The organism is Catellatospora sp. KI3 (assembly GCF_029948125.1).
Classification (GTDB): Bacteria; Actinomycetota; Actinomycetes; order Mycobacteriales; family Micromonosporaceae; genus Catellatospora.
The window spans coordinates 25,170-49,406 of record NZ_JASAMB010000014.1 but is presented as its reverse complement, the minus strand read 5'-3'; the positions used below and the strand labels follow the sequence as shown (position 1 = coordinate 49,406).

Annotated in this window: 27 protein-coding genes and 2 tRNA genes; 14 read left to right on the top strand and 15 right to left on the bottom strand. The window is 73.1% G+C overall.

Annotation, left to right across the window (positions count from 1 at the left end; translation table 11 throughout):
• Positions 1-33: 33 nt before the first annotated feature.
• Complete coding sequence (locus QEZ54_RS22010) at positions 34-1,512, bottom strand: DUF6297 family protein (protein WP_281306578.1); 1,479 nt, start codon at positions 1,510-1,512, stop codon at positions 34-36.
• Positions 1,509-2,162, bottom strand: coding sequence for an ABC transporter ATP-binding protein (locus tag QEZ54_RS22005; RefSeq protein ID WP_281306577.1), 654 nt, complete (start codon positions 2,160-2,162; stop codon positions 1,509-1,511). Before QEZ54_RS22005 ends, QEZ54_RS22010 begins: the two co-directional genes overlap by 4 nt.
• A gap of 147 nt (positions 2,163-2,309) precedes the next feature.
• Between QEZ54_RS22005 and QEZ54_RS22000 the strand changes: the two genes are divergently transcribed.
• A complete protein-coding gene (locus QEZ54_RS22000) occupies positions 2,310-3,248 on the top strand; it encodes an NUDIX domain-containing protein (RefSeq protein ID WP_281306576.1) in 939 nt (312 codons plus the stop codon).
• 120 nt (positions 3,249-3,368) lie between these two features.
• Here QEZ54_RS22000 and QEZ54_RS21995 read toward each other — a convergent pair whose 3' ends face one another.
• Both QEZ54_RS21995 and QEZ54_RS21990 read right to left on the bottom strand, forming a co-directional pair.
• Positions 3,369-3,962 (bottom strand): Clp protease N-terminal domain-containing protein, encoded by a 594-nt coding sequence (locus QEZ54_RS21995; protein WP_281306575.1) that lies wholly within the window; start codon positions 3,960-3,962, stop codon positions 3,369-3,371.
• Positions 3,962-4,198, bottom strand: a complete 237-nt coding sequence (locus QEZ54_RS21990) for an HTH domain-containing protein (protein ID WP_281306574.1) — start codon at positions 4,196-4,198, stop codon at positions 3,962-3,964. The genes QEZ54_RS21995 and QEZ54_RS21990 overlap by 1 nt, the downstream gene beginning before the upstream one ends.
• 145 nt (positions 4,199-4,343) lie before the next feature.
• Here QEZ54_RS21990 and QEZ54_RS21985 point away from each other — a divergent pair, with 145 nt between their 5' ends.
• From QEZ54_RS21985 to QEZ54_RS21970, 4 genes are all read left to right on the top strand, one after another.
• The gene (locus tag QEZ54_RS21985) at positions 4,344-6,023 is read left to right on the top strand and encodes a glycosyltransferase family 39 protein (RefSeq protein WP_281306573.1); all 1,680 of its coding nucleotides are present in this window, start codon (positions 4,344-4,346) and stop codon (positions 6,021-6,023) included.
• 142 nt (positions 6,024-6,165) lie between these two features.
• A complete protein-coding gene (locus tag QEZ54_RS21980; protein WP_281306572.1) occupies positions 6,166-6,975 on the top strand; it encodes a site-2 protease family protein in 810 nt (269 codons plus the stop codon).
• A gap of 133 nt (positions 6,976-7,108) precedes the next feature.
• A complete protein-coding gene (locus tag QEZ54_RS21975; protein ID WP_281306571.1) occupies positions 7,109-7,615 on the top strand; it encodes a hypothetical protein in 507 nt (168 codons plus the stop codon).
• Positions 7,616-7,644: 29 nt separating this feature from the next.
• The gene (locus QEZ54_RS21970) at positions 7,645-8,268 is read left to right on the top strand and encodes an SAM-dependent methyltransferase (protein WP_281306570.1); all 624 of its coding nucleotides are present in this window, start codon (positions 7,645-7,647) and stop codon (positions 8,266-8,268) included.
• Positions 8,269-8,289: 21 nt separating this feature from the next.
• Here QEZ54_RS21970 and QEZ54_RS21965 read toward each other — a convergent pair.
• From QEZ54_RS21965 to yaaA, 5 genes are all read right to left on the bottom strand, one after another.
• Positions 8,290-8,363, bottom strand: a tRNA-Leu gene (locus QEZ54_RS21965).
• Positions 8,364-8,429: 66 nt separating this feature from the next.
• Positions 8,430-8,502 (bottom strand) — tRNA-Trp (locus QEZ54_RS21960).
• Positions 8,503-8,899: 397 nt separating this feature from the next.
• Positions 8,900-9,112, bottom strand: coding sequence for an alpha/beta hydrolase (locus QEZ54_RS21955; RefSeq protein ID WP_281306569.1), 213 nt, complete (start codon positions 9,110-9,112; stop codon positions 8,900-8,902).
• Positions 9,100-9,567 (bottom strand): alpha/beta fold hydrolase, encoded by a 468-nt coding sequence (locus QEZ54_RS21950; RefSeq protein WP_281306568.1) that lies wholly within the window; start codon positions 9,565-9,567, stop codon positions 9,100-9,102. Before QEZ54_RS21950 ends, QEZ54_RS21955 begins: the two co-directional genes overlap by 13 nt.
• A gap of 46 nt (positions 9,568-9,613) precedes the next feature.
• The gene (gene yaaA, locus QEZ54_RS21945) at positions 9,614-10,399 is read right to left on the bottom strand and encodes a peroxide stress protein YaaA (RefSeq protein ID WP_281306567.1); all 786 of its coding nucleotides are present in this window, start codon (positions 10,397-10,399) and stop codon (positions 9,614-9,616) included.
• A 101-nt stretch (positions 10,400-10,500) separates the two neighbouring features.
• On the opposite strand from yaaA, the gene QEZ54_RS21940 reads away from it, so the two are divergent.
• Together QEZ54_RS21940 and QEZ54_RS21935 are read left to right on the top strand one after the other, a co-directional pair.
• The gene (locus QEZ54_RS21940) at positions 10,501-10,944 is read left to right on the top strand and encodes an NUDIX domain-containing protein (RefSeq protein ID WP_281306566.1); all 444 of its coding nucleotides are present in this window, start codon (positions 10,501-10,503) and stop codon (positions 10,942-10,944) included.
• Between the two features lie 112 nt (positions 10,945-11,056).
• Positions 11,057-11,311 carry a hypothetical protein gene (locus QEZ54_RS21935; RefSeq protein ID WP_281306565.1) on the top strand — a complete coding sequence of 85 codons (255 nt, stop codon included), beginning with the start codon at positions 11,057-11,059 and terminating at the stop codon, positions 11,309-11,311.
• A 5-nt stretch (positions 11,312-11,316) separates the two neighbouring features.
• Here the strand turns inward: QEZ54_RS21935 and QEZ54_RS21930 are convergent, their stop codons facing one another.
• A complete protein-coding gene (locus QEZ54_RS21930; RefSeq protein ID WP_281306564.1) occupies positions 11,317-11,733 on the bottom strand; it encodes an HIT family protein in 417 nt (138 codons plus the stop codon).
• A 42-nt stretch (positions 11,734-11,775) separates the two neighbouring features.
• Here QEZ54_RS21930 and QEZ54_RS21925 point away from each other — a divergent pair, with 42 nt between their 5' ends.
• A complete protein-coding gene (locus QEZ54_RS21925) occupies positions 11,776-12,330 on the top strand; it encodes a YbaK/EbsC family protein (RefSeq protein ID WP_281306563.1) in 555 nt (184 codons plus the stop codon).
• A gap of 13 nt (positions 12,331-12,343) precedes the next feature.
• On the opposite strand, the gene QEZ54_RS21920 is transcribed toward QEZ54_RS21925, so the two are convergent.
• Entirely contained in the window at positions 12,344-13,072 is a 729-nt protein-coding gene (locus tag QEZ54_RS21920) for a hypothetical protein (RefSeq protein WP_281306562.1), read from the bottom strand.
• A 132-nt stretch (positions 13,073-13,204) separates the two neighbouring features.
• Between QEZ54_RS21920 and QEZ54_RS21915 the strand changes: the two genes are divergently transcribed.
• From QEZ54_RS21915 to QEZ54_RS21905, 3 genes are all read left to right on the top strand, one after another.
• The gene (locus QEZ54_RS21915) at positions 13,205-14,389 is read left to right on the top strand and encodes an MFS transporter (RefSeq protein WP_281306561.1); all 1,185 of its coding nucleotides are present in this window, start codon (positions 13,205-13,207) and stop codon (positions 14,387-14,389) included.
• Between the two features lie 68 nt (positions 14,390-14,457).
• Positions 14,458-14,922 carry a DUF3307 domain-containing protein gene (locus tag QEZ54_RS21910; RefSeq protein WP_281306560.1) on the top strand — a complete coding sequence of 155 codons (465 nt, stop codon included), beginning with the start codon at positions 14,458-14,460 and terminating at the stop codon, positions 14,920-14,922.
• Positions 14,923-15,046: 124 nt separating this feature from the next.
• Positions 15,047-16,075 (top strand): prenyltransferase, encoded by a 1,029-nt coding sequence (locus tag QEZ54_RS21905; RefSeq protein ID WP_281306559.1) that lies wholly within the window; start codon positions 15,047-15,049, stop codon positions 16,073-16,075.
• Positions 16,076-16,187: 112 nt separating this feature from the next.
• Here the strand turns inward: QEZ54_RS21905 and QEZ54_RS21900 are convergent, their stop codons facing one another.
• Genes QEZ54_RS21900 through QEZ54_RS21890 form a run of 3 tightly spaced genes read right to left on the bottom strand, consistent with a single transcriptional unit; the run spans position 16,188 to position 19,584 of the window.
• Positions 16,188-16,934, bottom strand: coding sequence for a succinate dehydrogenase/fumarate reductase iron-sulfur subunit (locus QEZ54_RS21900; RefSeq protein WP_281306704.1), 747 nt, complete (start codon positions 16,932-16,934; stop codon positions 16,188-16,190).
• Positions 16,935-16,945: 11 nt separating this feature from the next.
• Positions 16,946-18,880 (bottom strand): fumarate reductase/succinate dehydrogenase flavoprotein subunit, encoded by a 1,935-nt coding sequence (locus QEZ54_RS21895; RefSeq protein ID WP_281306558.1) that lies wholly within the window; start codon positions 18,878-18,880, stop codon positions 16,946-16,948.
• 2 nt (positions 18,881-18,882) lie between these two features.
• On the bottom strand, positions 18,883-19,584 hold the full coding sequence (locus QEZ54_RS21890; RefSeq protein ID WP_281306557.1) for a succinate dehydrogenase cytochrome b subunit: 702 nt from the start codon (positions 19,582-19,584) through the stop codon (positions 18,883-18,885).
• Between the two features lie 301 nt (positions 19,585-19,885).
• Here QEZ54_RS21890 and QEZ54_RS21885 point away from each other — a divergent pair, with 301 nt between their 5' ends.
• The 3 genes from QEZ54_RS21885 (at position 19,886) to QEZ54_RS21875 (ending at position 23,722) form a co-directional block, all read left to right on the top strand.
• Positions 19,886-22,156 (top strand): xyloglucanase, encoded by a 2,271-nt coding sequence (locus tag QEZ54_RS21885; RefSeq protein WP_281306556.1) that lies wholly within the window; start codon positions 19,886-19,888, stop codon positions 22,154-22,156.
• A gap of 132 nt (positions 22,157-22,288) precedes the next feature.
• A complete protein-coding gene (locus tag QEZ54_RS21880) occupies positions 22,289-23,224 on the top strand; it encodes a LysR substrate-binding domain-containing protein (RefSeq protein WP_281306555.1) in 936 nt (311 codons plus the stop codon).
• A 57-nt stretch (positions 23,225-23,281) separates the two neighbouring features.
• Positions 23,282-23,722: a VOC family protein gene (locus QEZ54_RS21875; RefSeq protein ID WP_281306554.1), complete on the top strand. Its 441-nt coding sequence runs from the start codon at positions 23,282-23,284 to the stop codon at positions 23,720-23,722.
• Here the strand turns inward: QEZ54_RS21875 and QEZ54_RS21870 are convergent.
• Complete coding sequence (locus QEZ54_RS21870) at positions 23,715-24,236, bottom strand: NUDIX domain-containing protein (protein WP_281306553.1); 522 nt, start codon at positions 24,234-24,236, stop codon at positions 23,715-23,717. The two genes, QEZ54_RS21875 and QEZ54_RS21870, sit on opposite strands and share 8 nt — an antisense overlap.
• Position 24,237: the final 1 nt, after the last annotated feature.

The following is a 24,237-nucleotide window of genomic DNA, read 5'->3' as shown; positions in this document are numbered from 1 at the left end:
GCGCCTGCAGAGAACCTGCGAACAGACCCGCCCTCACCGGCGCCGAAGCCAACCCCACACCACCACACCACCCACCACCACCTGCACCGCCGCCGGAACCACCCAGCCACCCGGCCCACCCGACCACACCCACACCGACGGCAGCCCACCGGCCACCACCACATCCCAACCCGTCACCCACCACACGATCCAGCCCGTCGGAATCCACGACCCCGACATCGGCATCACCACCGGCACCGACGCGTGATCGACCCAACCCCGCCCCGCCAACCGCAGCACACCCACCGCCAGCACCGGACCCGCCGCCACCGCCACCAGCAGCCACCACCACGACACCCACACCCCCGCCAGCAGCAGCACCACCGAAGCCGCCACCAGCCACCCCACCGCCAACACCCCCGGCAGCACCAGCCGCGCCCCGGACACCGCCGCACCACCCACCCCGAACAGCCGCCCCAGCACCGCACTGCCCGCATCACGCCGTACCCCAGACGCACCGGCGCTCGCCGCCGACACCGCCCCGGCCAGCAGCACCACCGCCACCAGCAGCCCGGCGCCCCCGGCGGCGACCGCCACGACCGCTGGCAGCGCCGCGGTGACCAGCGACACCACCAGCCGGTACGGCCGACGCCCCAGCATCCGCCAGTCCTGCCACGCCGGTGCCGCCCACGGCGGCAACCAGCCCGGCCACGGCCGCGACCGCAGCCGCCGGCCGCGCCAGAAGCCGTCCTCGACGATCCGCGCCACGAACGACGGCTCCAACCCGACCGCCGCGTCGGTCACCACACCCCACCGCACCGACGCCGAGAGCACCGCACCGGCCGGGAAGACGGCCAGCCGCCACCACACCAGCCCGGACACCAGCAACGCCGCCGCCACCGCCGACACCGACACCGGCGTCGGCGGCACCACCGGCGACCAGCCCGGCCAGGCAGGCCGCAGCGCGGCCGCCAACCCGCACGCCACCGCCGCGACACCCACCCCCGCGGCCGCACGCCGCACGACCGCCCCGGCCCCGGCCGCCTGCGCGAGCACCGCCGCCCCGGCCACGCACACGCACACCGCCGCACCCGCCGCCGCGGCCACTCCGACCGGACCCCACCCGTACGCGGGCAGGCCCGCCACCCGCCGCACCGCCACCCCGGCCAGGACCCCGGCGACCGCCGCGACCACCCCCACGGCAGCCACGGCACGCGCCAGCACCGCACGCCGGTCCAACGGCGACAGCACCAGCCAGTACGCGTCAGCGGGCGGCACCGCCACCGGCCCCACCGCACCGGCCACCGCCAGCAGCGCGGCACACCCCGCGACCACCAGCGACACCAGCGCGGCCGCCCGGTACGCCGGCAGCGGCGCCACCGCCTGCCCCAGCACGTCCGCCAGCGGACCGCCAGCCAGCAGCGACCCCACCACGATCGCCGCGGCGACCAGATACCAGTCCGTCCAACCCGGCCGCCCCGACCGGCGGCCCGCCGCCCGCACCAGCGCCCGGACCTGCCCGACCGAACTCATGCCGACGCCACCGCACCCTCCAGCCGCCCGCCGGACATGGCCAGCACCCGCGCCCCGGCCGCGGCCGCCAGCACCGGATCATGCGTGGCCAGCACCACCGTGCCCCCACCGTCGGCGTACTGCCGCAGCATGCCCGCGAGGACACCGCGGAACTGCTGATCCAGTTTCTGCTCCGGTTCGTCGAGCAGCAGCAGCCGACTAGGACGCGCCCACACCGCCGCCAGCGCAAGCCGCTGCCGCTGACCCGACGACAGCGTCAACGGCGACGCGTCGGCATGCCCGCCCAGCTCGAACACGTCGAGCAGCTCGTCGACCGACGCCGACGGCCCCGGCAGCGGCTCATGGGTGAGCCGCACCAGATCCAGGTGCTCGCGCGCGGTCAGCCCCGGGTACCAGGCGGGCTCCTCGGCTGCCAAGCCGACGGTGCGCCAGAAACCGGGCCGGCCGTCGGGCGGCGCACCCCAGACGCGGACCGTTCCGGCCGTGGGGGAGAGCAGCCCCGACAGGCACCGCAGCAGCGTCGACTTCCCGGTCCCGTTCACCCCTGACAGCGCGACGACCTCACCGTCGCCGACGTCCAGATCCAACCGGTCCAAAACGGTCCGCGACCCGAGCCGCACCGAAACCCCAGAAACCACGACAGCCGACACCGCGCCACCGTAACCGACCCGCTCCAGCCACCCACCCCCGCCTCCGCCATTACCTAATTGCCATTACCAGTAATCCAACAATCCAAAAACACCCTCCACAACGAGAACCCCACTCATAAATCGCCAACACCATAATGACAGTTATGGTTGGTCGCCAAGATCGCCTCAAAACTTGTCGGAAGCCGGTGCTACAAACCGCTGATGGTCCCCAACGTGCCGCGGCTCGCTCGACACTTCACGCCCGAGACGCTTCGCACCCATCTGCTCAGCCGAGCCGTACGCACCCCTTCCGGCTGCCTGGAGTTCCAGGGCTTCGGCAAAGATCGTCGTGCGTACCAGAAGATCAGCGTCTCGGCCTCAGCGCACGTGGCCGCCTATGCCGCCTTCGTCGGCGAGGTGGACCCCACCCTGGTGATCGACCACCTCTGCGACAACCCCCCGTGCATCGAGCCGAGCCATCTGCGGCAGATCACCGCGGCCGAGAACCAGGCGCGCAAGCGCGGCAAGGCCCGCAGCTGCGTCCATCCACGCCAGACCGACCAGGAGACCGGTCGGCTCCGGCCCTGCGCGGAGTGCAACGCCGAAGCACAGCGACGCTGGCGGACCCGTGGAAGCCGTCAGGAACCGGATCGATCCGACCGGGCGGACGGCGACGCCGCGCCGAAGCGGCGTGCGGCGGCGGTGATCGTGCGTGACGGGCACGTGCTCATGGTCAGGGAGCGCGGCCGTGGGCCCTCCGGGCGGCACGACGGACTCGAGTACTGGACGTTGCCCGGCGGTGGGATCGCGGACGGCGAGTCCGCCGAGGAGGCGGTGGTCCGGGAGGTCGCCGAGGAGGTCGGGCTGACCGCGCTGGCGGTACGGCACCTGGGCGACCTGCCGTTCCCGTCCGGCCCGACCGCCGTGTTCTCCGTCGACGTGGCGCCGGGCGAGCCGGTACTGGGCGTGGCGGACGCCGACTGCGACTGCCCTGCCATGGTGGGCGTCGACTGGGTGCCGCTACCCCGGATCACGCCGCGGACGGCAGGCCTACCTGTCCCCCCGATGATCATCGCCTGGCCGATGGCACCAGCAAAGGGCCTCTGACCTGCGATAACGTCTTTAAATCCACGCTGCGGGGTTTTCGCGCCCCGGTGGTGGTGCCGGGTACCGCCAGCTGCTCATTCGCCGAAGTCACGGACGGTTCGGCGCTGCGCTGCGGGGCGTTCAGGCGGCGGGTCGGCCGCTGGCGGTGATGGCGGCTTCGGTGCTGCGGCGCAGTTCGCGCAGGTCGACTCCGGCGTCGGTGATGACTTTGGCGGCCAGGCCCTGCTGCTCGCGGATGATGCCCAGCAGCAGGTGCTCGGTGCCGATGTAGTTGTGGTGCAGGCGGAGGGCTTCGCGCAGGGCGAGCTCGAGGACGACCTTGGCGCGGGGGCCGAACCGTCCGGTGCGGGGTTCGGTGCGGCGGCCGAACAGCCCGCGGCGGGGCTTGGGCGGTGCGGGGTCGAGGGCGCCTCGGCCGAAGGTCTCTTCGAGCCGGGCGCGTACGGCGTCGAGGTCGATGCCGATGGCTTCGAGCGCGGCGACGTCGGCTGGGCCGAAGGGTGCGACGGTGCCGACGAGGCGGGTGACGGCCGCGGTGGCGGTGTCGTGGCGCAGTCCCGCGGCGGTGAGGACGTCGTGGGCGATGTCGGTGCCGGGCTGCAGCAGTGCGAGCAGCAGGTGTTCGGTGCCGATCTGGGGGTGGCCGAGTTGTCTGGCTTCGGTGCGGGCGTTCAGGACGGTGGTGCGGGCGGCGGTGGTGAATCGTTCGAGCATCAGGTGTCCTGTCGGTCGGTGTCGGGCCAGCGGCCGGCGTGTTTCTTGTGTACGGCCTGGCGGCTGACTTCGAGTGCGTCGGCGATGTCCTGCCAGGACCAGCCTTGTCGGCGGGCGTTGCCGACCTGGAGGATTTCGAGGGTTTCCAGGAGGCGGCGCAGGGCGAGCACCGCGCGTAGGCCGGTGCCGGGGTCGGGGCTGCCTGCGGCTGCGGCCAGTTTGGTGGCGTCGCTCATGGTGTCAATGTAGGTTGACGCCATGCCGTTTGTCAACCAAAGTTGACGGAATGGTGGGACAATTGTCACCATCTGCATCGCCTGCGTCCGACTGGTCCGTTATCTGGGTGGTGTTGCTCGACCTTCGACGCTCTGGACGGACCGAATGAAGCTGGCCCTGCCCGGCCGCCTGCTGACGCAGGTGTCCCGCCTGCCGCTGCCGCGCCTGCGCCCGCCGGGGCTGCGCACCGTCGTGGACCTGGGCCTGTGGGGGGTGGTCGCCTCGGTCGTGTTCTTCACCTTCCGCTACCGGCTGCTGCACTCCCCCGGCCAGGGCGTCGACAACGACGACGGCATCTACTGGCAGACCGCCCTGGCCCTGGCCGACGGGCACCGGCCGTACGCGGAGGTGTTCCACGCCCAGCCCCCGCTGTTCGCGTGGCTGCTGGCGCAGCCGTTCCGCTGGCACGCGGGCGACGTGGCCGCCGGTGCGCTCGCCGGGCGCTGGCTGATGGTCGGGTTCGCGCTGCTGCTGGTCGCCGCGGCGGCCGGGATCGCGGCCACGGTACGGGGACCGCGCGCCGGGATGCTCGCCGCGCTCGGGGTTACGGCGGTGCCGCTCATCCAGCAGTTCAGCTACCAGTTCGGCGCGGACATGCCGACCGCGGCGCTGGGCGCGACGGCGCTGCTGTGCGCGCTGCGGGCCCGGATCTGCTCGCGCCGGTGGGCGCGCTGGTGGTGGCTGGGCGCCGGGGCGATGCTGGCGCTGGCGGTGCTGGTGAAGCTGGTGGCGATCGTGTTCGTGGCCCCGCTGCTGGCGGCCTGGCTGGTGTCGCGCCCGCCGCGGCCCGACGGCGAGCGGTCCGCCGCGCTGCCGGGTGCGTCGGTGCCGTGGCGGGCGGTGGCGCTGGCGTGGGCGCGGCGTACGGCGGCGGCCGGGGCGTGGATGGGGCTGGGTTTCGCGGCGACGGTGGCGGGGGTGCTGGTGTGGCTGGCGCCGCCGGAGCAGGCGTGGGACCAGGTGTTCGGGTTCCATGTGACCGCGGCTGAGCACCGGCCGCCGCCGGACCTGGTCCGGTTCGTCACCTCGGGTGGCCCGTACGCGCTGCCGCTGCTGGTCGCGGCTGGGATCGCGGCGCTGGTGGCGGTGTGCTGGCCGGCGGGGGCGGTGCGCCGGACGGGGGTGGTGGCGCTGGTGCTGTGGGCGGGTGCGGTGGTGCCGTTCGAGTACCTGCACCATCCGACGTTCAAGCATCATCTGCTGATGTTCATGGCGGCGTGGGCGGCGGTGCTGGCGGTGGCGGTGGCGAGCCTGTGGTCGGGGCTGCGGCTGCGGCGCCTGGGCGCGTTGACGGCGGCGGTGGTGCTCGCGGCGGCGTGGGGGTGCGTGTGGCAGGCCCAGCACCGGGAGGTGGGGCCGTACCCGCAGCCGACCGCGGCGGAGGCGTGCGTGCGGCGGCTGCCGCACGACCTGCGGGTGGTCACCGACGACCAGGGCATGGTCTCGCGGGCGGGGTTGCGTACGGCGCCGTGGCTGGCCGACACGTCGCATGTGCGGTTGGACTCGGGGCGGCTGTCCGATGCGGAGGTGATCGCGGCGGCGCGCGGGGCCGACGCGGTGCTGCTGTCCACGGGGCGGCTGAAGAAGCGGCCGAACGCGGTGACGTGGGTCCGCGAGCACTATCCGGTGCTGTACCGCAGCGGCAAGTACGAGTTGTATGTGCGGGACCGGGCTCTGGTGGCGTGGTGTGCGGGCAGGGTGGGGGCGCCGGCAAAGGTGCTGCCCGCGCCGAAGCCGTCGGTGTCGCCGTCGGCAGGTCCGGGCCGGGTCGGCGCGGGAACGTGACGGGGCCGGGGGTCGGGTAGCCTTGCGCGCTATGAGCAGACCGGCAGGAGACGCTGAGGACCCGCTCGACCGGTTGGCGGCCGAAGAGGACTGGGCGCGTCGGGCCCGGGAGGTGGAGAGCGAGGTCGTGCGGGGGCGGCGGATGCGTTCGCTGCGTCCGTCGCGGCCGGGCCGGGTGGGGCGTGCGGGCGGTGGCGGTGTCTCGCTGCTGTTCGTGGTGCTGGTGGCGGTGACGGTCGCGGCCGGGGTGCTGATGTGGACGGGTGCGGGCCCGGAGGGTATGGCGGGTCCGCTGGTGTTCGTGTTCACGCTGGCCGGGTGGCTGGTGACGCTGTGTCTGCACGAGTTCTCGCATGCGCTGGCGGCGCATCGCGGCGGTGACCATACGGTGGTCGACAAGGGGTATCTGCGGCTTGATCTGCGCCGGTACGGCCATCCGGTGCTGACGTGGGTGCTGCCGCTGCTGTTCCTGGTGATGGGCGGGTTGCCGCTGCCGGGTGGGGCGGTGCTGATCGAGACGCATCGGCTGCGCAACCGGTTCCGGGATTCGCTGGTGTCGGCGGCGGGGCCGGCGATCAATGTGGGTGCGGCGGTGCTGCTGCTGTTCGTGGCGGGCACGTTCGGGCCGCAGTTCGTGTTCGATGCTCCCCCGGCGCAGGCTGTGTTCTGGGGTGCGCTGTCGTTGATGGCGTATCTGCAGGTGGCTACGGCGCTGCTGAACCTGCTGCCGGTGCCGGGCCTGGACGGGTACGGGATCGTGGAGCCGTATCTGCCGCCGGATGCGCGCCGTACCGGGGAGAAGGTCAAGCCGTTCGGGCTGCTGCTGGTGTTCGTGCTGCTGTATGTGCTGCGGGAGCCGTTCGGCGAGCTGACGTCGTGGATTATGTATGTGTCGGGTGCGCCGGTGAACGGGGCGTACTACGGGTTCAGCCTGTTCCGGTTCTGGCAGTAGCCGCCTCGGCCGGGCGGTGGGTGCGGGTCGGCTGACCGGCGGAAGCGGCCGGTGACGCGGCGCGGCTAGGCTGCGCCGCGTCAGGGTCCGCCGCTCCGGGCCGGGGTCTGTCGGACGAAAGTGGGGCCGCCGCGTGCGTTCCCGGCGGGTGACCTGGCCGCTGGTGCTGGTCGTGGTCGTGGCGGCGGTGGTGGCCGCGGTGTGGAGGTCGGGGGTGGTGGCGCCCCGGTTCGCGTTGGGTGAGCAGTCGGCGGGGTCGCATGGTTGGGATCCGCCGCGGCAGACGATCACGATCCGCAATGACGGCTGGACCGAGATGACGTTGCTGGCGGTGGGCCGGGACGGGCCGGGGCTGCGGCTGGTCGGTACTGATGTGGTGCTGCCGTACCGGCTGGGTGCGGGGCGGTCGGTGAGTATCGAGCTGCGCTATGTGGTGACCGACTGCGGTGAGGTGCCGGTGGGTGCGTGGCCGGTGCCGGTGACGGCGGATGCGGCGACGGGCCCGTACCTGCGGTATTTCTGGCTGCCGCCGGAGGAGGTCGGGCCGGGGTGGCCGGTGGGCGGGCCGGGGTTGGTGGCGTGGCAGCGGGCGATCTCGTGGGGTTCGTGCCACAGCGTGTACGACGTGCGGCCGGGCTGATCCGGCGGCGGGTTCGCCATACTGGCGGGGTGGGTACCGACTGGGCGGACTGGCATCGTGACTACGACGATCCGGGTTCGCCGCTGTCGCGGCGGCTGGCGCTGGTGCGTTCGCATGTCGAGGGCTGGTTGGACGGGCGGTCGGAGCCGCTACTGCAGGTGGTCAGCGCCTGCGCGGGTCAGGGCCGTGACGTGCTGGGGGTGCTGGCGGGGCGGGCCGACGCGGACCGGGTCCGGGCCTGTCTGATCGAGTACGACCCGCGTAACGCGGCCGCCGCGCAGGCGGCTGCGGTCGGGCTGCCGGGGGTGCAGGTGCGGTGCGCCGACGCGGGGGTGTTCGGGTCGTACGCCGGGGCGGTTCCTGCGGATCTGGTGCTGATGGTCGGGGTGTTCGGCAATGTGAGCGATGCGGACGTGCGGGCGACGGTGGCGGCGCTGCCGTCGTTGTGTGCTGCGGGTGCGACCGTGATCTGGACGCGGAGCAGGCGCGGCCCGGACCTGACCCCGGCGATCGACGGCTGGTTCGCCGACGCCGGGTTCGTCCGGCGGGCTTTCCACGCTCCAGACGGTGTCGTGTTCACGGTGGGGGTGCATGAGTTCGCCGGGGTGCCGCAGCCGTTGCCGGGTGACGGGGTGATGTTCCGGTTCCGGTGAGTCCGTGCGGCTGGTCGTCGGTACCCGGAGCAGGATTCGAACCTGCACTGTACGCGTTCTGAGCGCGTCGCCGCTGCCGGTTGGGCTACCCGGGTGGGTGGTCACGCCCTATCCCCATGGGGCGTGACCGGACGTGCCACCGGCGCCGGTGGCAGGTCGAGCACGGGTGACAGGATTCGAACCTGTAGCCGCCGGTTTTGGAGACCGGTGCTCTGGCCGTTGAGCTACACCCGTAGGAAATGTGGTTCGGTAGACGAGGCCGCCCTGACCCCGGTCGGACCGGGCGGGCGGCGGGCCTGCCGTGACGTGGGTGCGTCAGTGGCGCCGGGCCGTCTTCGGTCCTTGCAGTCGGCGGTTGCGGTTGGCGTCACCGCTGCGGCCGGCGCCGGGTAGGGCCGTCTCGCCGCGCGGCGTCTGCCATCGCGGTGCGAGCGGGACCTGGCGGGGCATGTCTGTCTCCTGTGGCCGGTGGTGTTCGGTGCAGGTCATACCGTACGGCGGGGTCTGCCGGCCGGGCAAAGGATTTAACGCCGGTCACACCGACCAGCGGGCGCGGCCGAGGGGGCCCTGGTGGTGGCCGTGTTCGTCGCGGTCGGCGGGGTCGTGTTCGGTGCTGCGAGCGGGTCGGGGGTCATGCGGCAGGCAGCAGGTCGTGGCGGCGCAGCCAGGGCAGGATGCGGGCGGCGAGTTCGGCCGGGTGTTCGAGTTGCGGGACGTGCCCGGAGTCGAGCTCGACGTAGGTCCAGTGCGGTAGCCGCGCGGCGGCGGCGCGGGCGGAGGCGACCGGTACGAGCCGGTCGTGGATGCCGTGGGCGAGCAGCACCGGCATGGTCAGCGCGGCCATGGCGCGCCGGTATCGGGCGGGGGCGGCCAGCAGAGGAATTGGCGGCGTACGGCGGGGTCGACGCGGGCGCCTGCGGCGATGGGGACGCGGAAGTCGTCGAGGACGACGGCGCTGGCCAGGTCGGGGTGGGCCGCGGCGGTGAGGGTGGCGATCATGCCGCCCATGGAGTTGCCGACGAGGATGGCGGGGGCGCCGATGACGTCGGTCAGGTAGCGGCGCAGTACGGCGGCGTTGGCGGTGACGGTGGTGGCCCGTCCGGCGGCGGGGGTCCGGCCGAAGCCGGGCAGGTCGAGGGCGTGGACGCGGGTGTACGGGGTGGGTTGCGCGGCCAGCCGGGTCCAGTTGAGGTGGGAGCCGCCGAGCCCGTGGACCAGCACCGTCGGCGGGGTGCCGTCGGGGCCGCCGAAGTCGACGTGGTGGACGGGGCCGCCGAGGTCGGCGTAGGTGCTGCGCATGTCGGCTCCGGTGGGTTTCGGCGCGGCGCCTGGGAGCTTACGCCGCCTACAGTTCGTTGACGATCACGTCGAGCTGCCGGGGCTTGCCGGCCGCGGTGGGCTGCTGCTCGACGGTGTACTTGAGGTCGCGCAGCGCTTCGGCGAGCTGCGCGGGGGTGCGCGGGGCGGCGGCGTCGAGCAGCAGGTCGCGTACGAGGCGGCCTTTGGTGGCTTTGTTGAAGTGGCTGACGACCATGCGTTTTCCGTCGGGGCGCTGGTGCAGGACCCGGACGGTGGCGGTGCGGTCGGCGGTTTCGCCGCGGGGGGTCCAGGCGGGGCTGTAGGCCGAGGAGCGCAGGTCGAGGATGAGGCCGGTGGCGGCGGTGTCGGTCATGGCGTGGGCCATGGGTGCTTTCCAGTGGGCGGCCAGGGGGCCGATGCCGGGCAGTTTGACGCCCATGGCGCAGCGGTAGGGCGGGATGCGGTCGTCGAGGCGTACGGCGCCCCACAGGCCGGAGAAGATGAGGATGGCGCGGGTGGCGCGGCGGCGGGCGGTGGTGGGCAGCCCGGCCAGGTCGAGGGCGTCGTAGAGGACGCCGGTGTACAGCGCGGCGGCGGGCATGGCCGCGGCGGTGTCCAGGGCGGCGTTGCGGGCGATCTCGGGGTGCAGTCCGGGGGTGAGGCCGAGGGTGTGCGCGGCGGTGTCGAGGTCGCCGCGGCACAGGGTGGTCAGCGCCCGCAGTGCGGCGGTGCGCGCCGGGTGCAGGGGCGGCAGCGACAGGGCGGCCGGGTCGACGGGTCTGCCCTTCCCGGACGCGGCTTTGCCTTCCGAGGGCGGCAGCAGGATCAGCACGGGGCCAACCCTAGCGGGTGGCGCCTGGTCGGCCGTACGGCCCGGTGGAGGACGGCCGTCGGGGTCAGCGCGGGGGTGCGGGTGCGAAGTACGCTCGCTTCATGACCACGCGGATCGCGTTGACGGCACTGGTGGGCCGCACCGGGGCGGTGCTGCTGCGTATGCGCGACGAGCAGTCCGCGGTGCGCGCCAACCGGTGGAGCCTGCCCGGTGGGGCCGTGCGCCCGGCCGAGACGCCGCTGGGTGCGGCCAAGCGGCACATCGCGGAGCAGACCGGCCTGCCGGTCGACGCGGAGCCGGTGGAGTTCTGGCACGGCTACCTGCCGGGTACGCGCGTGGACGTGTATTTCTTCGCCGCGCCGACGTCGGCGTGGAATCCCGACATCGTGGCGCAGGCGGGGGTCGTGGCGGAGTTCGTCCACGGCGACGAGGTCCTCAGCGGGCGGGCGTTCACGCCGGCGTCGGGGTTCGTGCTGGGCCGGTTCCTGGATTCGAACGAGTACCTGCGGATGGCGGGCCGGTTCTACCCGGTCGACCCGACCTGACGGCGTCGCCGCGCCCCCCGGGCCTGTCCGGGCGGCGGTGGGTGTCGTGATCGGACCCGGTCGGGTGAATGAGTGATCGCGCTGAGTCGATGGACGCGCTAGCGTAGCGGCCATGTCCCCTGACGCCCTGATGGTCGGCATCATCGGAGTTCTGCTCGGCGTGCTGCTCGGGCGGCGGTGGTTGAAGATGACGCAGGCGCGGGCCGGGTACAGGGGCGCGGTCGCCGGGGTGCCCAAGGCGAAGGCGGCGCTGAAGTCGGCGCGTACGGCGTGGCTGCTGGCGACCCGGGCGGCGCTGCTGGCCGCGGTGCTGATGTTCGTGTACTTCCTGGCCACGACGACCGCGGTGTTCCAGTCCAGCCGCTGAGCGGGTCAGCCGGCCAGGGTCGCGGCGATCGTGTCGGCGACCTGGCGGGCCTGCGCGTCGTCGGCGTACTTGGTGCGGGGCCAGAAGAAGCCGCGCAGCCCGTCGCCTCTGCGCCGGGGCACGACGTGGGTGTGCAGGTGCGGCACGCTCTGGCTGATCCGGTTGTTGAGCGCCACGAACGTGCCCTGCGCCTGCAGCCCGGTCTCGACGGCTCCGGCGATGCGCTGCACCAGCTGGAAGTACGGTCCGACCGTCGCGGCGGGCAGGTCGTGCAGTGTCGGCACGTGCGGGCGGGGCACGACCAGGACGTGGCCGGGGAACACCGGCCGGGTGTCGAGGAACGCCACCGCCGTGTCGTCGGCGTGGACGAGGAACGCCGGCCGGTCACCGGCGGCGATCTCGCAGAACAGGCACTGGTCCATGGCAACGGTGAGCCTAGCCGCCCGGTGGCTACGATCGGGGGCATGTCTGCCGCACCGATCGGAAAATTCGAGGCCGCGTGGCCTGCCGTGACCCGTCCCGACCTGGTCGCCGCGCCTGTCGCGGCGGCGCTGGCCGCGTGGGCGGGGGTGGAGCCGGTCGAGTCGGTGCTGGTCGTCGACACCGACCCGGACCTGGCCGACACCGGCAACTTCGGCCAGGCTTACGAGGTGGCTCCGCACCTGTCGGCCAACTGCGTGGTCGTGGCCGCCAAGCGCGGCGAGGCGGTCACCTACGCGGCGTGCATGGTGCTGGCCAGTACCCGCGCCGACGTCAACAGCGTGGTCCGCAAGCACCTGGGGGCGCGCAAGGCGTCGTTCGCGCCGATGGACGAGGCGGTGGACCTGACCGGGATGCAGTACGGGGGCATCACCCCGATCGGCCTGCCGGGGCACTGGCCGGTGCTGGTCGACGCGGCCGTGGCCGACACCCCGTGGGTGGTGATCGGGTCGGGCAACCGGCGCGGGAAGCTGATCGTGCCCGGCAAGGTCCTGGCGGGCCTGCCCGGCGCGGCCGTGCTGGAGGCGCTGGGCGTGTGACCGCCGCCGCCGGTCAGGGCAGCGCCGCGAGCAGGCCCAGGAACTCCAGCCGCTGCGCCGGGGTCAGCGCCTGGTAGATGGGGGCGTCGCGGTGGTTGGTGTCGTCTTCGATCTGCCGGCGCAGCGGGTCGGCGGGGTCGAGGGCGCGCAGCTGCTCGACGGTGAGCCCGGCCGCGGCCCAGGCGGCGCGGTGGGCGTCGGCGCGGTGGTGGCGCAGCGCCCCGAGGCGGGTGCAGACGCGCAGCGCGTCGGTGGCGTCGGCGGGCTCGTACACGGGGGTGAGGGTGCGGAACGCGGGGCCGCCGCTGGCCCGGCCGGCTTCGAGCAGGATCGCGAGCAGTTCGGCCAGCCGGGGCAGCGCGGCCAGGCCGGGCATGGTCGGCAGGGTCGTCTGCGCCCAGTGCTCCTGCGCCGTGGCCGCGAGCAGCTGCTGGAACTGCGCGACCAGGTCGCGGCCGGTGTCGGTGAGGTGCCAGGCGCCGTCGGGGTCGCACCAGGCGATGCCCTGCTCCAGTTCGGTGGTCATGTCGGCGCCGGTGTAGGTGGTGGCGGCGGCGAAACCGGCGGCGTCCATGGGGCGGGCCAGCAGCCCGAAGTAGAAGCTGACGCCGAAGCCGGGGCTTCTGCCGGCGCGTTCGACCAGGTCGCGTACGTGCGGCATGGAGGCGCGGCGCATCGAGGAGTAGACGCGGTCGACGGCGGGTCGGACGGTCGCGGCGTACAGCGGTGCCTGGTCGTGCATCGGTGGACTCCCCCGGTGGTCGGCGCGGTGTTGCGGCCGCGGCCACGGTAGCGCCGCGGGGGCGGCGGGGCCAGCGGTGGCGGTCGCGGGGCGGGGCAGCGGGGACCGTCCGATGCGGATAGTTTTCCGGGCATGGGGATTCTGCGGGACAGCCGTGACTTCCGGCTGCTGTGGGCTGGCGGCGCCGTGTCGCAGCTCGGTTCGTATCTGCTGGTAATCGCGGTGCCCGCGCATCTGTACGCGGTGACGGGGTCGGCGCTGGCGACCGGGTTCGCGCTGGCGGTGGAGGGCCTGCCCGCGGTGGTGCTGGGGCCGTGGGCGGGGCTGCTGGCCGACCGGTACAGCCGCCGGGCGCTGCTGGCGGTCGGCAACGTGGTCGCCGCGGCGGGGGTGCTGCTGATGGCGGCCGGGACCGGGTGGGTGTACGCGGGGCTGCTGGTGGAGAGCGTCGCGGCGGTGCTGGTGGCCCCGGCGGCGCGGGCGCTGATCCCGGCGGTGGCCGGGTCGCGGCTGGTCGAGGCGAACTCCGTCAACGCGTTCACGCTCGGCGCGGTCCGGTTGGCGGGGCCGCCGCTGGGGACCGTGCTGTACGCCCAGGCGGGCCTCGGCACGGTCATCGCCGTGGACGCGGCCACGTACCTGGTCGGGGCGCTGGCGTCGGTGGCCCTGTCGCGGCGGCCGGTCGCGGCCGTGCCGCAGTCCGCCGAGCCGGTCGGGCGGGCCCTGGCCGCCGGGCTGCGCTACGTCGCGGCGACGCCGGTGCTGCGGGGGCTGCTGGCGACCAGTTGGGCGTTCTGGATGCTGAACGCGGCGTTGAGCGCGCTGCTGGTGCCGTACCTGGTGCAGGTGCTGCACCGGCCCGGCCAGGACCTGGGCTGGCTGATCGGCGGGCTGGGCGCCGGGTATCTGGCCGGGGCGGCGCTGAGCCGCCGGGTGGCGCACCTGCCGACGCGTACGGTCCTGGTCGGCGCGTACGCGGCCGTCGCCGTGGCGTTCCTGGTGCTGTTCAACGCCCCGAACCTGGCCGTGGCGGTGGTCGCGGCGGCCGCCGCCGGGGTGCCGGGCGCGGTGGCGGGGGTGGCGGTGCAGACGGCGCTGCCCCGGCACACCCCGGACGCGGTGATGGGCCGGGTCGGGGCGGCGTTCTACGCCAGTGACGCGGTGGCGCTGGTCACCGGGGCGCTGCTGGCCACGGCGGTGGCCGGGGCCGGGTTGGCGCTGGTGCTGAACCTGCTCAGCGTCGCGGTGGCGGTCGTCGCCGCGGCGGGGCTGCGGCTGCTGCCGGTGGCGCCGGTCACCCCCGGCGGCGCCGGGTAGCGCACGACACAGCGCAACTGTCGGCTGCCTCGCAGCGCCGCAGGCCCCGACCGGTACACCATTGACGTATGTCGTCCTCAGCCGAGCAGCTGCTCGCCGAACCGCTCGTGGTCGCCCGCGCGGCTACCTTCGCCGTCGTGCTGCTCGTGCTGTATGTCGGGCACCAGGTCGGCGACCACGTCGCCCAGACCGACCGGCAGGCCGAGGGCAAAGCCGAAGCGGGCGGGCACGGCTGGCGGGCCATGGCCGGGCACCTGCTCGGCTACCACCTGACGCTGCTGGTGCTGCTGCTGGGCACCACCGCGCTGCTGCGCCTGCCGCTGTCGTGGACCGGACTGGCCGCCGGGCTCGGTTTCTCGCTGGCCACGCACGGGCTGCTGGACCGGCGCTGGCCGGTGCGGGCGATCCTGCGCGCCACGGGCTCGCCCCGCTTCGCCGAACTGACCACCCCCGTCAGCGGCATGTACGCCGCCGACCAGGCCCTGCACCTGGCCGCGCTGCTGATCTACGCCCTGCTGATCGTGGGCCTGTAGCCGGTGCCGGACGCCGCGGTTGCCGACTGAGTTCCGGACCTGGGGTGACCGCCGGGCGCGGTGTGGTGGCGCCGATGGTCCCGACCGGGACTCGGCCCGCCCCGGATGGCGGTACAGTCCGGCGGTGGCAGCCGAGACGAATCCACTTCCGCTGCGGGCCCGCCTGGCCGCCTGGCGGTATGCGTTCCTCACCACCAACCCGCCGGAGCAGGGCGTCGTCGACGCCGTCACGCGCTGGCTGGTCGTGACCCGCGCCGGGGTCCTGCCGATGACGCTCACCTCGGGGATCTTGGCGGTGCTGCTGGCCGCGATCGCCGACGTGGGCGCCGACTGGCTCAACGTGGCGCTGGCCGTGGTCGGCATCGTGCTCGCGCACCTGGCCAACAACCTGATGAACGACCTGGCCGACACGGCCGTCGGCAACGACACCGAGGACTACCCGCGCGCGCTGTACGCCCCGCATCCGATCCTGTCCGGGCTGGTCACCCGCAGGCAGCTCCTGGCCGGCATCCTGCTGTGCCAGGTGTTGGACCTGGCGATCATGATCGTGCTGGTGGTGCGGCAGGACTGGTGGATCGCCGCGTTCGCCCTCGGCGGGCTGTTCCTGTCGTGGGCGTACACGGCGCCGCCGCTGCGGTTGAAGAAGATCGGCCTTGGGGAGCTGGACGTGCTGCTCACGTGGGGTCCGCTGATGGTCGGCGGGGTCTACTACGCGGGTACGGGCACGCTGCCGTGGCAGGTTCTGGCCGCCGCGACCGTGTACGCGCTGCTGCCCACGACGGTGCTGATGGCCAAGCACATCGACAAGCTGCCCTACGACGGGCCGGCGGGCACGCGGACGCTGCCGGTGGTGGTCGGCGAGCCGGCCGCCAAGCGGCTCACCCAGGCGATGATGGTCGGTTTCTATGCCGGGGTGGTGGTGCTGGTCGCGGTGCGGGCGCTGCCGTGGACCGCGCTGCTGGTGCTGCTGGCGGTCCCGATGCTGGTCAAGGTCGTGGGGGCGTTCAACCGGCCGGTGCCGGCCGAGCCGCCGGCCGGCAACCCGGTGTGGCCGCTGTGGTGGGCGCCGATCGCGTTCCTGCACACCCGCCGCGCCGGCGGCCTGCTGCTGCTCGGCCTGCTCGCCTGGGCCGTATACGTGGGGGCGCGCTGAGGCCCGGTCGGTGCCGACCGCCGCGTCCGGTCTCGGCCAGGCCGGATCGGGGCACCAGACACCGCAGGCCCGCGCCGGTACGGGCGCGGGCCTGCGGTGTCTGGTGCCGGGGTCAGGACGCGGCGCGCAGGGCGTGCCGGAAGTCCTTGTTGAGCCGGGCGATGGCCTGCAGCGGGATGCCCTTCGGGCAGACCGAGGTGCACTCGCCGGTGTTGGTGCAGCCGCCGAAGCCGGCCTCGTCGTGGGCGTGCATCATGTCGATGACGCGCGCGTCGCGCTCGGGCTGGCCCTGCGGCAGCAGGCCCAGGTGGGTGATCTTCGCGGCGGTGAACAGCATGCCCGAGCCGTTGGGGCAGGCCGCGACGCAGGCGCCGCAGCCGATGCAGGTCGCGGCCTCGAACGCGGCGTCGGCGTCGGCCTTGGGCACCGGCGCGGCGTGCGCGTCGGGGGCCGAACCGGTCGGGGCGGAGATGTACCCGCCCGCCTGGATGATCTTGTCGAACGCGCGGCGGTCGACGACCAGGTCCTTCACGACCGGGAACGCCTTGGCCCGCCACGGCTCGATGTCGATCGTCTCGCCGTCGTTGAAGTGCCGCATGTGCAGCTGGCAGGTGGTGGTCGCCTTCTCCGGCCCGTGCGGGACACCGTTGATCACGAGGCTGCACATGCCGCAGATGCCCTCGCGGCAGTCGTGGTCGAAGGCGACCGGGTCCTCGCCGTCCAGGGTCAGGCGCTCGTTGAGCACGTCGAGCATCTCCAGGAACGACATGTCCGGGGAGACGTTCTGCAGCTGGTAGGTGACCATGGCGCCCTTGTCGCGGGCGTCGGCCTGCCGCCAGATGCGCAGCTTCAGGCTCATCGACTTCTGGGTCACTTGTAGCTCCGCTGGCTCGGGTGTACGTACTCGAAGGTCAGGTCCTCCTTGTGGAGGACCGGGCTGTCGCCGGTGAACTCCCATGCGGCGACGTAGCTGAACCGCTCGTCGTCGCGCTTGGCCTCGCCGTCGGCGTCCTGGCTCTCGGCCCGGAAGTGCCCGCCGCACGACTCCTCGCGGTGCAGCGCGTCGATGCACATCAGCTCGGCCAGCTCGAAGAAGTCGGCCACCCGGCCGGCGCGCTCCAGCGACTGGTTGAGGCCCTCGCCGTCGCCGGGGACCTTCACCCGCTGCCAGAACTCGTCCTTGAGCTCGCGGATCTCGGTGATCGCCTTGCGCAGGCCCGCGTCGGTGCGCTCCATGCCGCAGTACTCCCACATGATGCGGCCCAGCTCGCGGTGGAACGAGTCGACGGTGCGGTCCCCGTTGATCGACAGCAGCTTCTCGATGCGGTCCTCGACCTGCCGGCGCGCCTGCGCCACCTGCGCGTTCTCGCCGTCCAGCTTCGGGAACGGGCCCGCGGCCAGGTAGTCGCCGATGGTGTTGGGCAGCACGAAGTAGCCGTCGGCCAGGCCCTGCATCAGCGCCGAGGCGCCCAGGCGGTTGGCGCCGTGGTCGGAGAAGTTCGCCTCGCCGATCACGAACAGGCCCGGGATGGTCGACTGCAGGTCGTAGTCGACCCACAGCCCGCCCATCGTGTAGTGCACGGCCGGGTAGATGCGCATCGGCGTGGTGTACGGGTCCTCGCCGGTGATGCGCTGGTACATCTCGAACAGGTTGCCGTACTTGGCCTCGACCGCGTCCCGGCCGAGGCGGCCGATCGCGGCGGCGAAGTCGAGGTAGACGCCCAGGCCGCCGGGGCCGACGCCGCGGCCCTCGTCGCAGACGTTCTTCGCGGCGCGGGAGGCGATGTCGCGGGGCACCAGGTTGCCGAACGCGGGGTAGATGCGCTCCAGGTAGTAGTCGCGCTCGTCCTCCGGGATGTCGGCCGGGATCCGGGCGTCGCCCTTGGCCTTGGGCACCCACACCCGGCCGTCGTTGCGCAGCGACTCCGACATCAGGGTCAGCTTGGACTGGTGGTCGCCGGAGACCGGGATGCACGTCGGGTGGATCTGCGTGTAGCACGGGTTGGCGAACAGCGCGCCCTTGCGGTGCGCCCGCCACGACGCGGTGACGTTGCAGCCCTTGGCGTTGGTCGACAGGAAGAACACGTTGCCGTAGCCGCCGGAGGCGAGCACGACCGCGTCGGCGAACTCGGTGCTGATCTCGCCGGTGACCAGGTCGCGTACGACGATGCCGCGGGCGCGGCCGTCCACGATGATCAGCTCCAGCATCTCGTGCCGGTCGTGCATCTGCACGGTCCCGGCCGCGATCTGCCGCTCCAGAGCCTGGTACGCGCCGAGCAGCAGCTGCTGGCCCGTTTGGCCCCGGGCGTAGAAGGTCCGGGAGACCTGCGCGCCGCCGAAGGAGCGGGTGTCGAGCAGGCCGCCGTACTCGCGGGCGAACGGGACGCCCTGGGCCACGCACTGGTCGATGATCTGCACCGAGATCTGCGCGAGGCGGTGGACGTTGGACTCGCGGCTGCGGAAGTCGCCGCCCTTGACGGTGTCGTAGAACAGCCGGTGGACGCTGTCGCCGTCGTTGCGGTAGTTCTTGGCCGCGTTGATGCCGCCCTGGGCCGCGATGGAGTGGGCGCGGCGCGGGGAGTCCTGGTAGCAGTACGACTTGACCTGGTAGCCGAGCTCGCCCAGGGTCGCCGCGGCGGAGCCGCCGGCCAGGCCGGTGCCGACCACGATGACGGTGAGCTTGCGCTTGTTGGCCGGGTTGACCAGCTTGGCGCCGAAGCGGCGCTGCTCCCAGCGGTTCTCGATCGGGCCCTGCGGGGCCTTGGTGTCGGCGACCGGGTCGCCGAGGGTGTAGTAGTCCGACATGGTCACTTCACCAGCCCTGTGAGTACGGCGAACGGGACGGAGAGGAACCCGGCGACGATCACCGCGGCCACGGCCAGCGCGACGCCCTTGAGGGCGCGCTCGCGGCGGTCGTTGCTGACGCCGAGGGTCTGCAGCGCGCTCCAGATGCCGTGGCGCAGGTGGAAGCCGAGGGTGAGCACGGCCAGGGCGTAGAACGCGGTGACGTACCAGCGGTCGGGGGCGAAGTCGGCGGTGACCGCCGCGTGGGCCTTGCTGGTGTCGGCGACCGGGTTGATGGTGCGGGTGGTCAGGTCGAGGATGTGGTAGACCACGAACAGCACGATGATCACACCGCCCCAGCGCATGGTGCGCGCGGCGTAGCTGCCCTGGACGGGCTTGCGGTGGGCGTACTTGACGGGCCGGGCCTTGCGGGCGCGGATGGTCAGCGCGGTCGCGGCCCAGATGTGGGCGACGATGGCGACCAGCAGGCCGACGCGCTGGATCCACAGGAACGCCGAGTACGGCAGCATCGGCTCGCCGATCTCGCGCAGCCAGTGCGCGTACGAGTCGAACGTCTGCGCGCCGAAGAAGATCTTGAGGTTGCCGACCATGTGGGCGACGAGGAAGAGCACCAGGAGTGCTCCCGAAACCGCCATGATCACCTTCTGGCCGACCGTGGACCGCAGAAGTCCAGGTCGGGTGAGGGTCTGATTCGCTACTGCCACGTCTCGCAGGCTAGGACGGTGTGGATCAGGCGTCCAATGCATCGGGCATGCCTGGTCGATAGCCGGGGGCTATACCGAAACACCTGATATTGATCTTTCAGCGTGCATTCAGGTGCCGGCCCTGCGGATCCCGCGTGGATGCCGCCCCACTGCCTGTGACCTGGACCTCAGGCAGTGGGGAAACTCACTGGCCCGGGGCGGGGTCCGGGCCTGCCGAAGTCCGTCTTTCCATAAGTTCGTTTAATCTCCAAACTATATGCGGCAGTCCCTCCACTCCCCCTTCACCGAAGGACGCAACCGCATGCGAGACACACCCATCTCCCGGCGCGGCCTGCTCGCCGCGGGCATGGCCGGCGCCGCCGCGGGCGCGGGCGCGTTCGCCGTGCCCGGCCTCGGCGCGCAGCCCGGCTACACGTGGCGCAACGTCGAGATCGTCGGCGGCGGCTTCGTACCCGGGATCGTCTTCAACCAGTCCGAGCCCGGCCTCGTCTACGCCCGCACCGACATCGGCGGCGCCTACCGCTGGCACCAGCCCACCGGCCGGTGGATCCCCCTGCTCGACTGGGTCGGCTGGGACCGGTGGGGCTGGACCGGCGTGGCCAGCCTCGCCACCGACGCCGCCGACCCCGACCGCGTCTACGTCGCCGTCGGGACCTACACCAACGACTGGGACCCCGGCACCGGGGCCGTGCTGCGCTCACGCGACCGGGGCCGCACCTGGAAGGCCGCTCCGCTGCCGTTCAAGCTGGGCGGCAACATGCCCGGCCGGGGCATGGGCGAGCGGCTTGCCGTCGACCCGCACCGCAACGAGATCCTGTACCTGGGCGCGCCCAGCGGCCACGGCCTGTGGCGCAGCACCGACCAGGCCCAGACCTGGGCGAAGGTCGACAGCTTCCCGAACCCGGGCGACTACCGGGCCGACCCGAACGACACCAGCGGATACTCCAACGACCTCCAGGGCGTGCTCTGGGTGGTGTTCGACCCGCGTACGGGCCGCCGGCGCCGGACCACCCAGACCCTCTACGTCGGCGTCGCCGACAAGGCCGACCCGCTGTACCGGTCCACCGACGGCGGCGCGACCTGGGCCCCCGTGCCCGGCACGCCCACCGGGTACCTGCCGCACAAGGCGGTCCTCGACCACTCCGGCGGCTGCCTGTACCTGGCCACCAGCGACACCGGCGGCCCGTACGACGGCGGCGGCGGGCAGGTGTGGCGCCTGGACACGGCCACCGGCGCCTGGACCGACATCACCCCGGAGGCCTCCGGCTGGGGATACTCGGGGCTCACCGTCGACCGGCAGCACCCGGACACGATCATGGTCGCGACCCAGATCGCCTGGTGGCCCGATGTCGTGTTCTTCCGCAGCACCGACCGGGGCGCCACCTGGACCCGCGCCTGGGACTGGGGCGCCTGGCCGGACCGCAGCAAGCGCTACGACATCGACATCACCGACGCGCCGTGGCTGACCTGGAACCAGACCCCGGCACCGCCGGAGGAGGCGCCGAAGCTGGGCTGGATGACCGAGTCGCTGGAGATCGACCCGTTCGACTCCGACCGGCTGCTGTACGGCACCGGCGCCACGATCTACGGCACCGGCAACCTCACCGACTGGGACACCGGCGGCACCGTCCACATCGAGGTCACCGCGCGCGGGCTCGAGGAGACCGCGGTGCTCGACCTGATCAGCCCGCCGACCGGCGCGCACCTGCTGTCGGCCGTCGGCGACGTCGGCGGGTTCGTCCACCACGACTTCGCCAACCCCGGCCTCATGTACGCCGACCCCACCCACGGCTCCACGACCGGCCTCGACTTCGCCGGACAGGCGCCGTCGACCGTGGTCCGGGTCGGCAACCCGGTCAGCGGCACCCGCCTGGGCGTCTCCGCCGACGGCGGCGCGACCTGGACCCCGGCCGCCACCCAGCCGGACGGGATCAGCGGCGGCGGCCGGGTCGCGGTCAGCGCCGACGGCACCCGCATCGTGTGGTCGCCCGACGGCACCGGCGTGGTGTACTCCGCCGACGGCGGCGCCGCCTGGCTGCCCGCGGCGGGCCTGCCCGCCGGTGCGGGCGTCGAGTCCGACCGGGTCCAGGGGACGTTCTACGCGTTCAGCGGCGGAGTGTTCTACGCCAGCACCGACGGCGGTGCCACGTTCACCGCCACGGCCGCGACCGGCCTGCCCACCGAGGGCGACGTGCGCTTCAAGGCGGTGCCGGGGCTGCCCGGCCACGTCTGGCTGGCCGGCGGGAAGGGCACCGCCTACGGCATGTGGCGCTCGGTCGACGCCGGTGCCTCGTTCACGCGGGTGGCCGGGCTGCAGGAGGCCGACAACGTCGGCTTCGGCAAAGCCGCGCCCGGCCGCGCCTACCCTGCCGTGTACACCAGCGCCAAGGCGCGCGGCGTGCGCGGCGTCTACCGCTCGGTCGACGGCGGCGCGCACTGGGTGCGCGTCAACGACGACCGGCACCAGTACGGCTGGACCGGCGCCGCCATCACCGGCGACCCGCGCGTCTTCGGCCGCGTCTACGTCGGCACCAACGGCCGCGGCATCATCGTCGGCGACACCTGCGAGTAGCCCTGCCGAGATCCACTGAGTCGCCGGGCAATCGGGCGTATGCGAGCGCCGAAACCACCGATTGCCCGGCAACGTCACCCCGAGCGGAGCGGTAGACGGGCATCGTCGGTGCGGGCTTGATGGCCGTACGCTATGGATGTGCAGTTGCAGCAGCTCAAGTACTTCGTCGCGGTGGCCGAGACGCGGCACTTCACCCAGGCCGCCGAGCAGGCGGGAGTGACCCAGCCGTCGCTGAGCAAGCAGATCCACGTGCTGGAGACCGAACTGGGGGCGCCGCTGTTCACGCGCTCGCGGGGCAACATCGCGCTGACCCCGGCCGGGGAGGCGCTGCTGCCCCGGGCCCGGCGCATCCTGGCCGACGTGGAGACGGCCCGGCTGGAGGTCCAGGAACTCATCGGCGTACGCCGGGGGCGGCTGCGGCTGGGTGCCACCCCGAGCCTGTGCACCAGCCTCGTCGCGCCGGTGCTGCGCCGCTACCAGGAGGGCTATCCGGGCGTACGGCTGCTGCTGGAGGAGGGCGGCTCGCAGGACCTCGTCGGCAAACTCGCCCGCGGCGGCCTGGACCTGGCCCTGATCGTGCTGCCCGACCAGGGCACCGACCCGGCGCTGCGGGCCGAGGCGATCCTGCGCGAGAGCCTGGTCGTCGCGTCGGCCACGACCCTGCCCGCCCCGACCGAGTCGCCGGTGCTGACCCTGCCGGAGCTGGAGCACCAGCCGCTGGTCATGTTCCGGCCCGGCTACGACCTGCGCGACACGACCCTGGAGGCGTGCCGCCGGGCCGGGTTCACGCCGTCGTTCGCGATCGAGGGCGGCGAGATGGACGCCGTGCTCGGGTTCGTCGAGGCGGGGCTGGGGGTCGCGCTCGTACCGTCGATGGTGCTGTCGGGGCGGACCCGGCTGCGGTCCACCCCCCTGGCCCCGCCGGGGGTGCAGCGCACCATCGCGCTGGCGCACCGCCGTGACGTGACCCCGACCCACGCGGCGCGGGCGCTGCGGGAGGTGCTGCTGGCGTACCTGCACGAGGAGTCGGCGTGGAGCCGCCTGCCGACCGGCGTGGAGCCGATCTAGCCCTGCTGCGGCTCGTCGCGGCGGACAAGGTCGGACCCGGGCCATATCCTCGGGGCCATGACGATTGAGCGTATGGACAACGTCGGCATCGTCGTCGACGACCTCGACGCCGCCGTCGCCTTCTTCACCGCGCTCGGCATGGAGCTGGAGGGTCGGGCGAAGATCGACGGCGAGTGGGCGGGCAGGGTCGTCGGGCTCGCCGGCATGCGCACCGAGATCGCGATGATGCGCATCCCGGGCGGACCGGGGCGGCTGGAGCTGGCGACCTACCACCACCCGGCCGCGGTCCGCCCGCAGCCGGCGGTCACCGCGGTGAACACGCTGGGTCTGCACCGTGTCATGTTCGCCGTCGACGACCTCGAGGACACCCTGGCCCGGCTGCGGCCCCACGGGGCGGAACTCGTCGGCGAGGTGACCCGCTACGAGGACAGCTACCTGCTGTGCTACCTGCGCGGGCCGAGCGGCATCGTCCTGGCCCTGGCGCAGCAGCTCAGCTGAGCCGACGCGCGGCCAGCTCCCGCCACGCGGCCATGCCGTCGGGCACCCACTGCCAGCGGCCCAGCCGCGCGCCGAGCTCGTCGCGGGTCAGGAACGCGTGCCAGGCGACCTCCTCGACCTGCGGGGCGACCGGGCCGGGCACGGTGACGTCGTAGACCGCCGACCACCACGCGTGCTCGGGGGTCCGGTACAGGAACTTGAACAGGAACCGCGGCCGCGGCAGGTCGGTGACGCCCAGCTCCTCGGCCGCCTCCCGCAGCGCGGCGTCGTCGTAGGACTCCCCCGCGCCGACGACGCCGCCGACGAACATGTCGTAGCAGGACGGGAACACCAGCTTCTGCGCGGTGCGCCGGTGCACGAAGATCCGCCCGGCCGGGTCGGTGGCCAGGATGAACACGCACCGGTGGATGAGCCTTCGCGCGTAGGCGTCGGCGCGGCGGGCCTGGCCGGTGATCTGGTCGTGCTCGTCGACGATGTCGAGGATCTCGTCCGCCGACCGCGGCTGCTCGGTCATG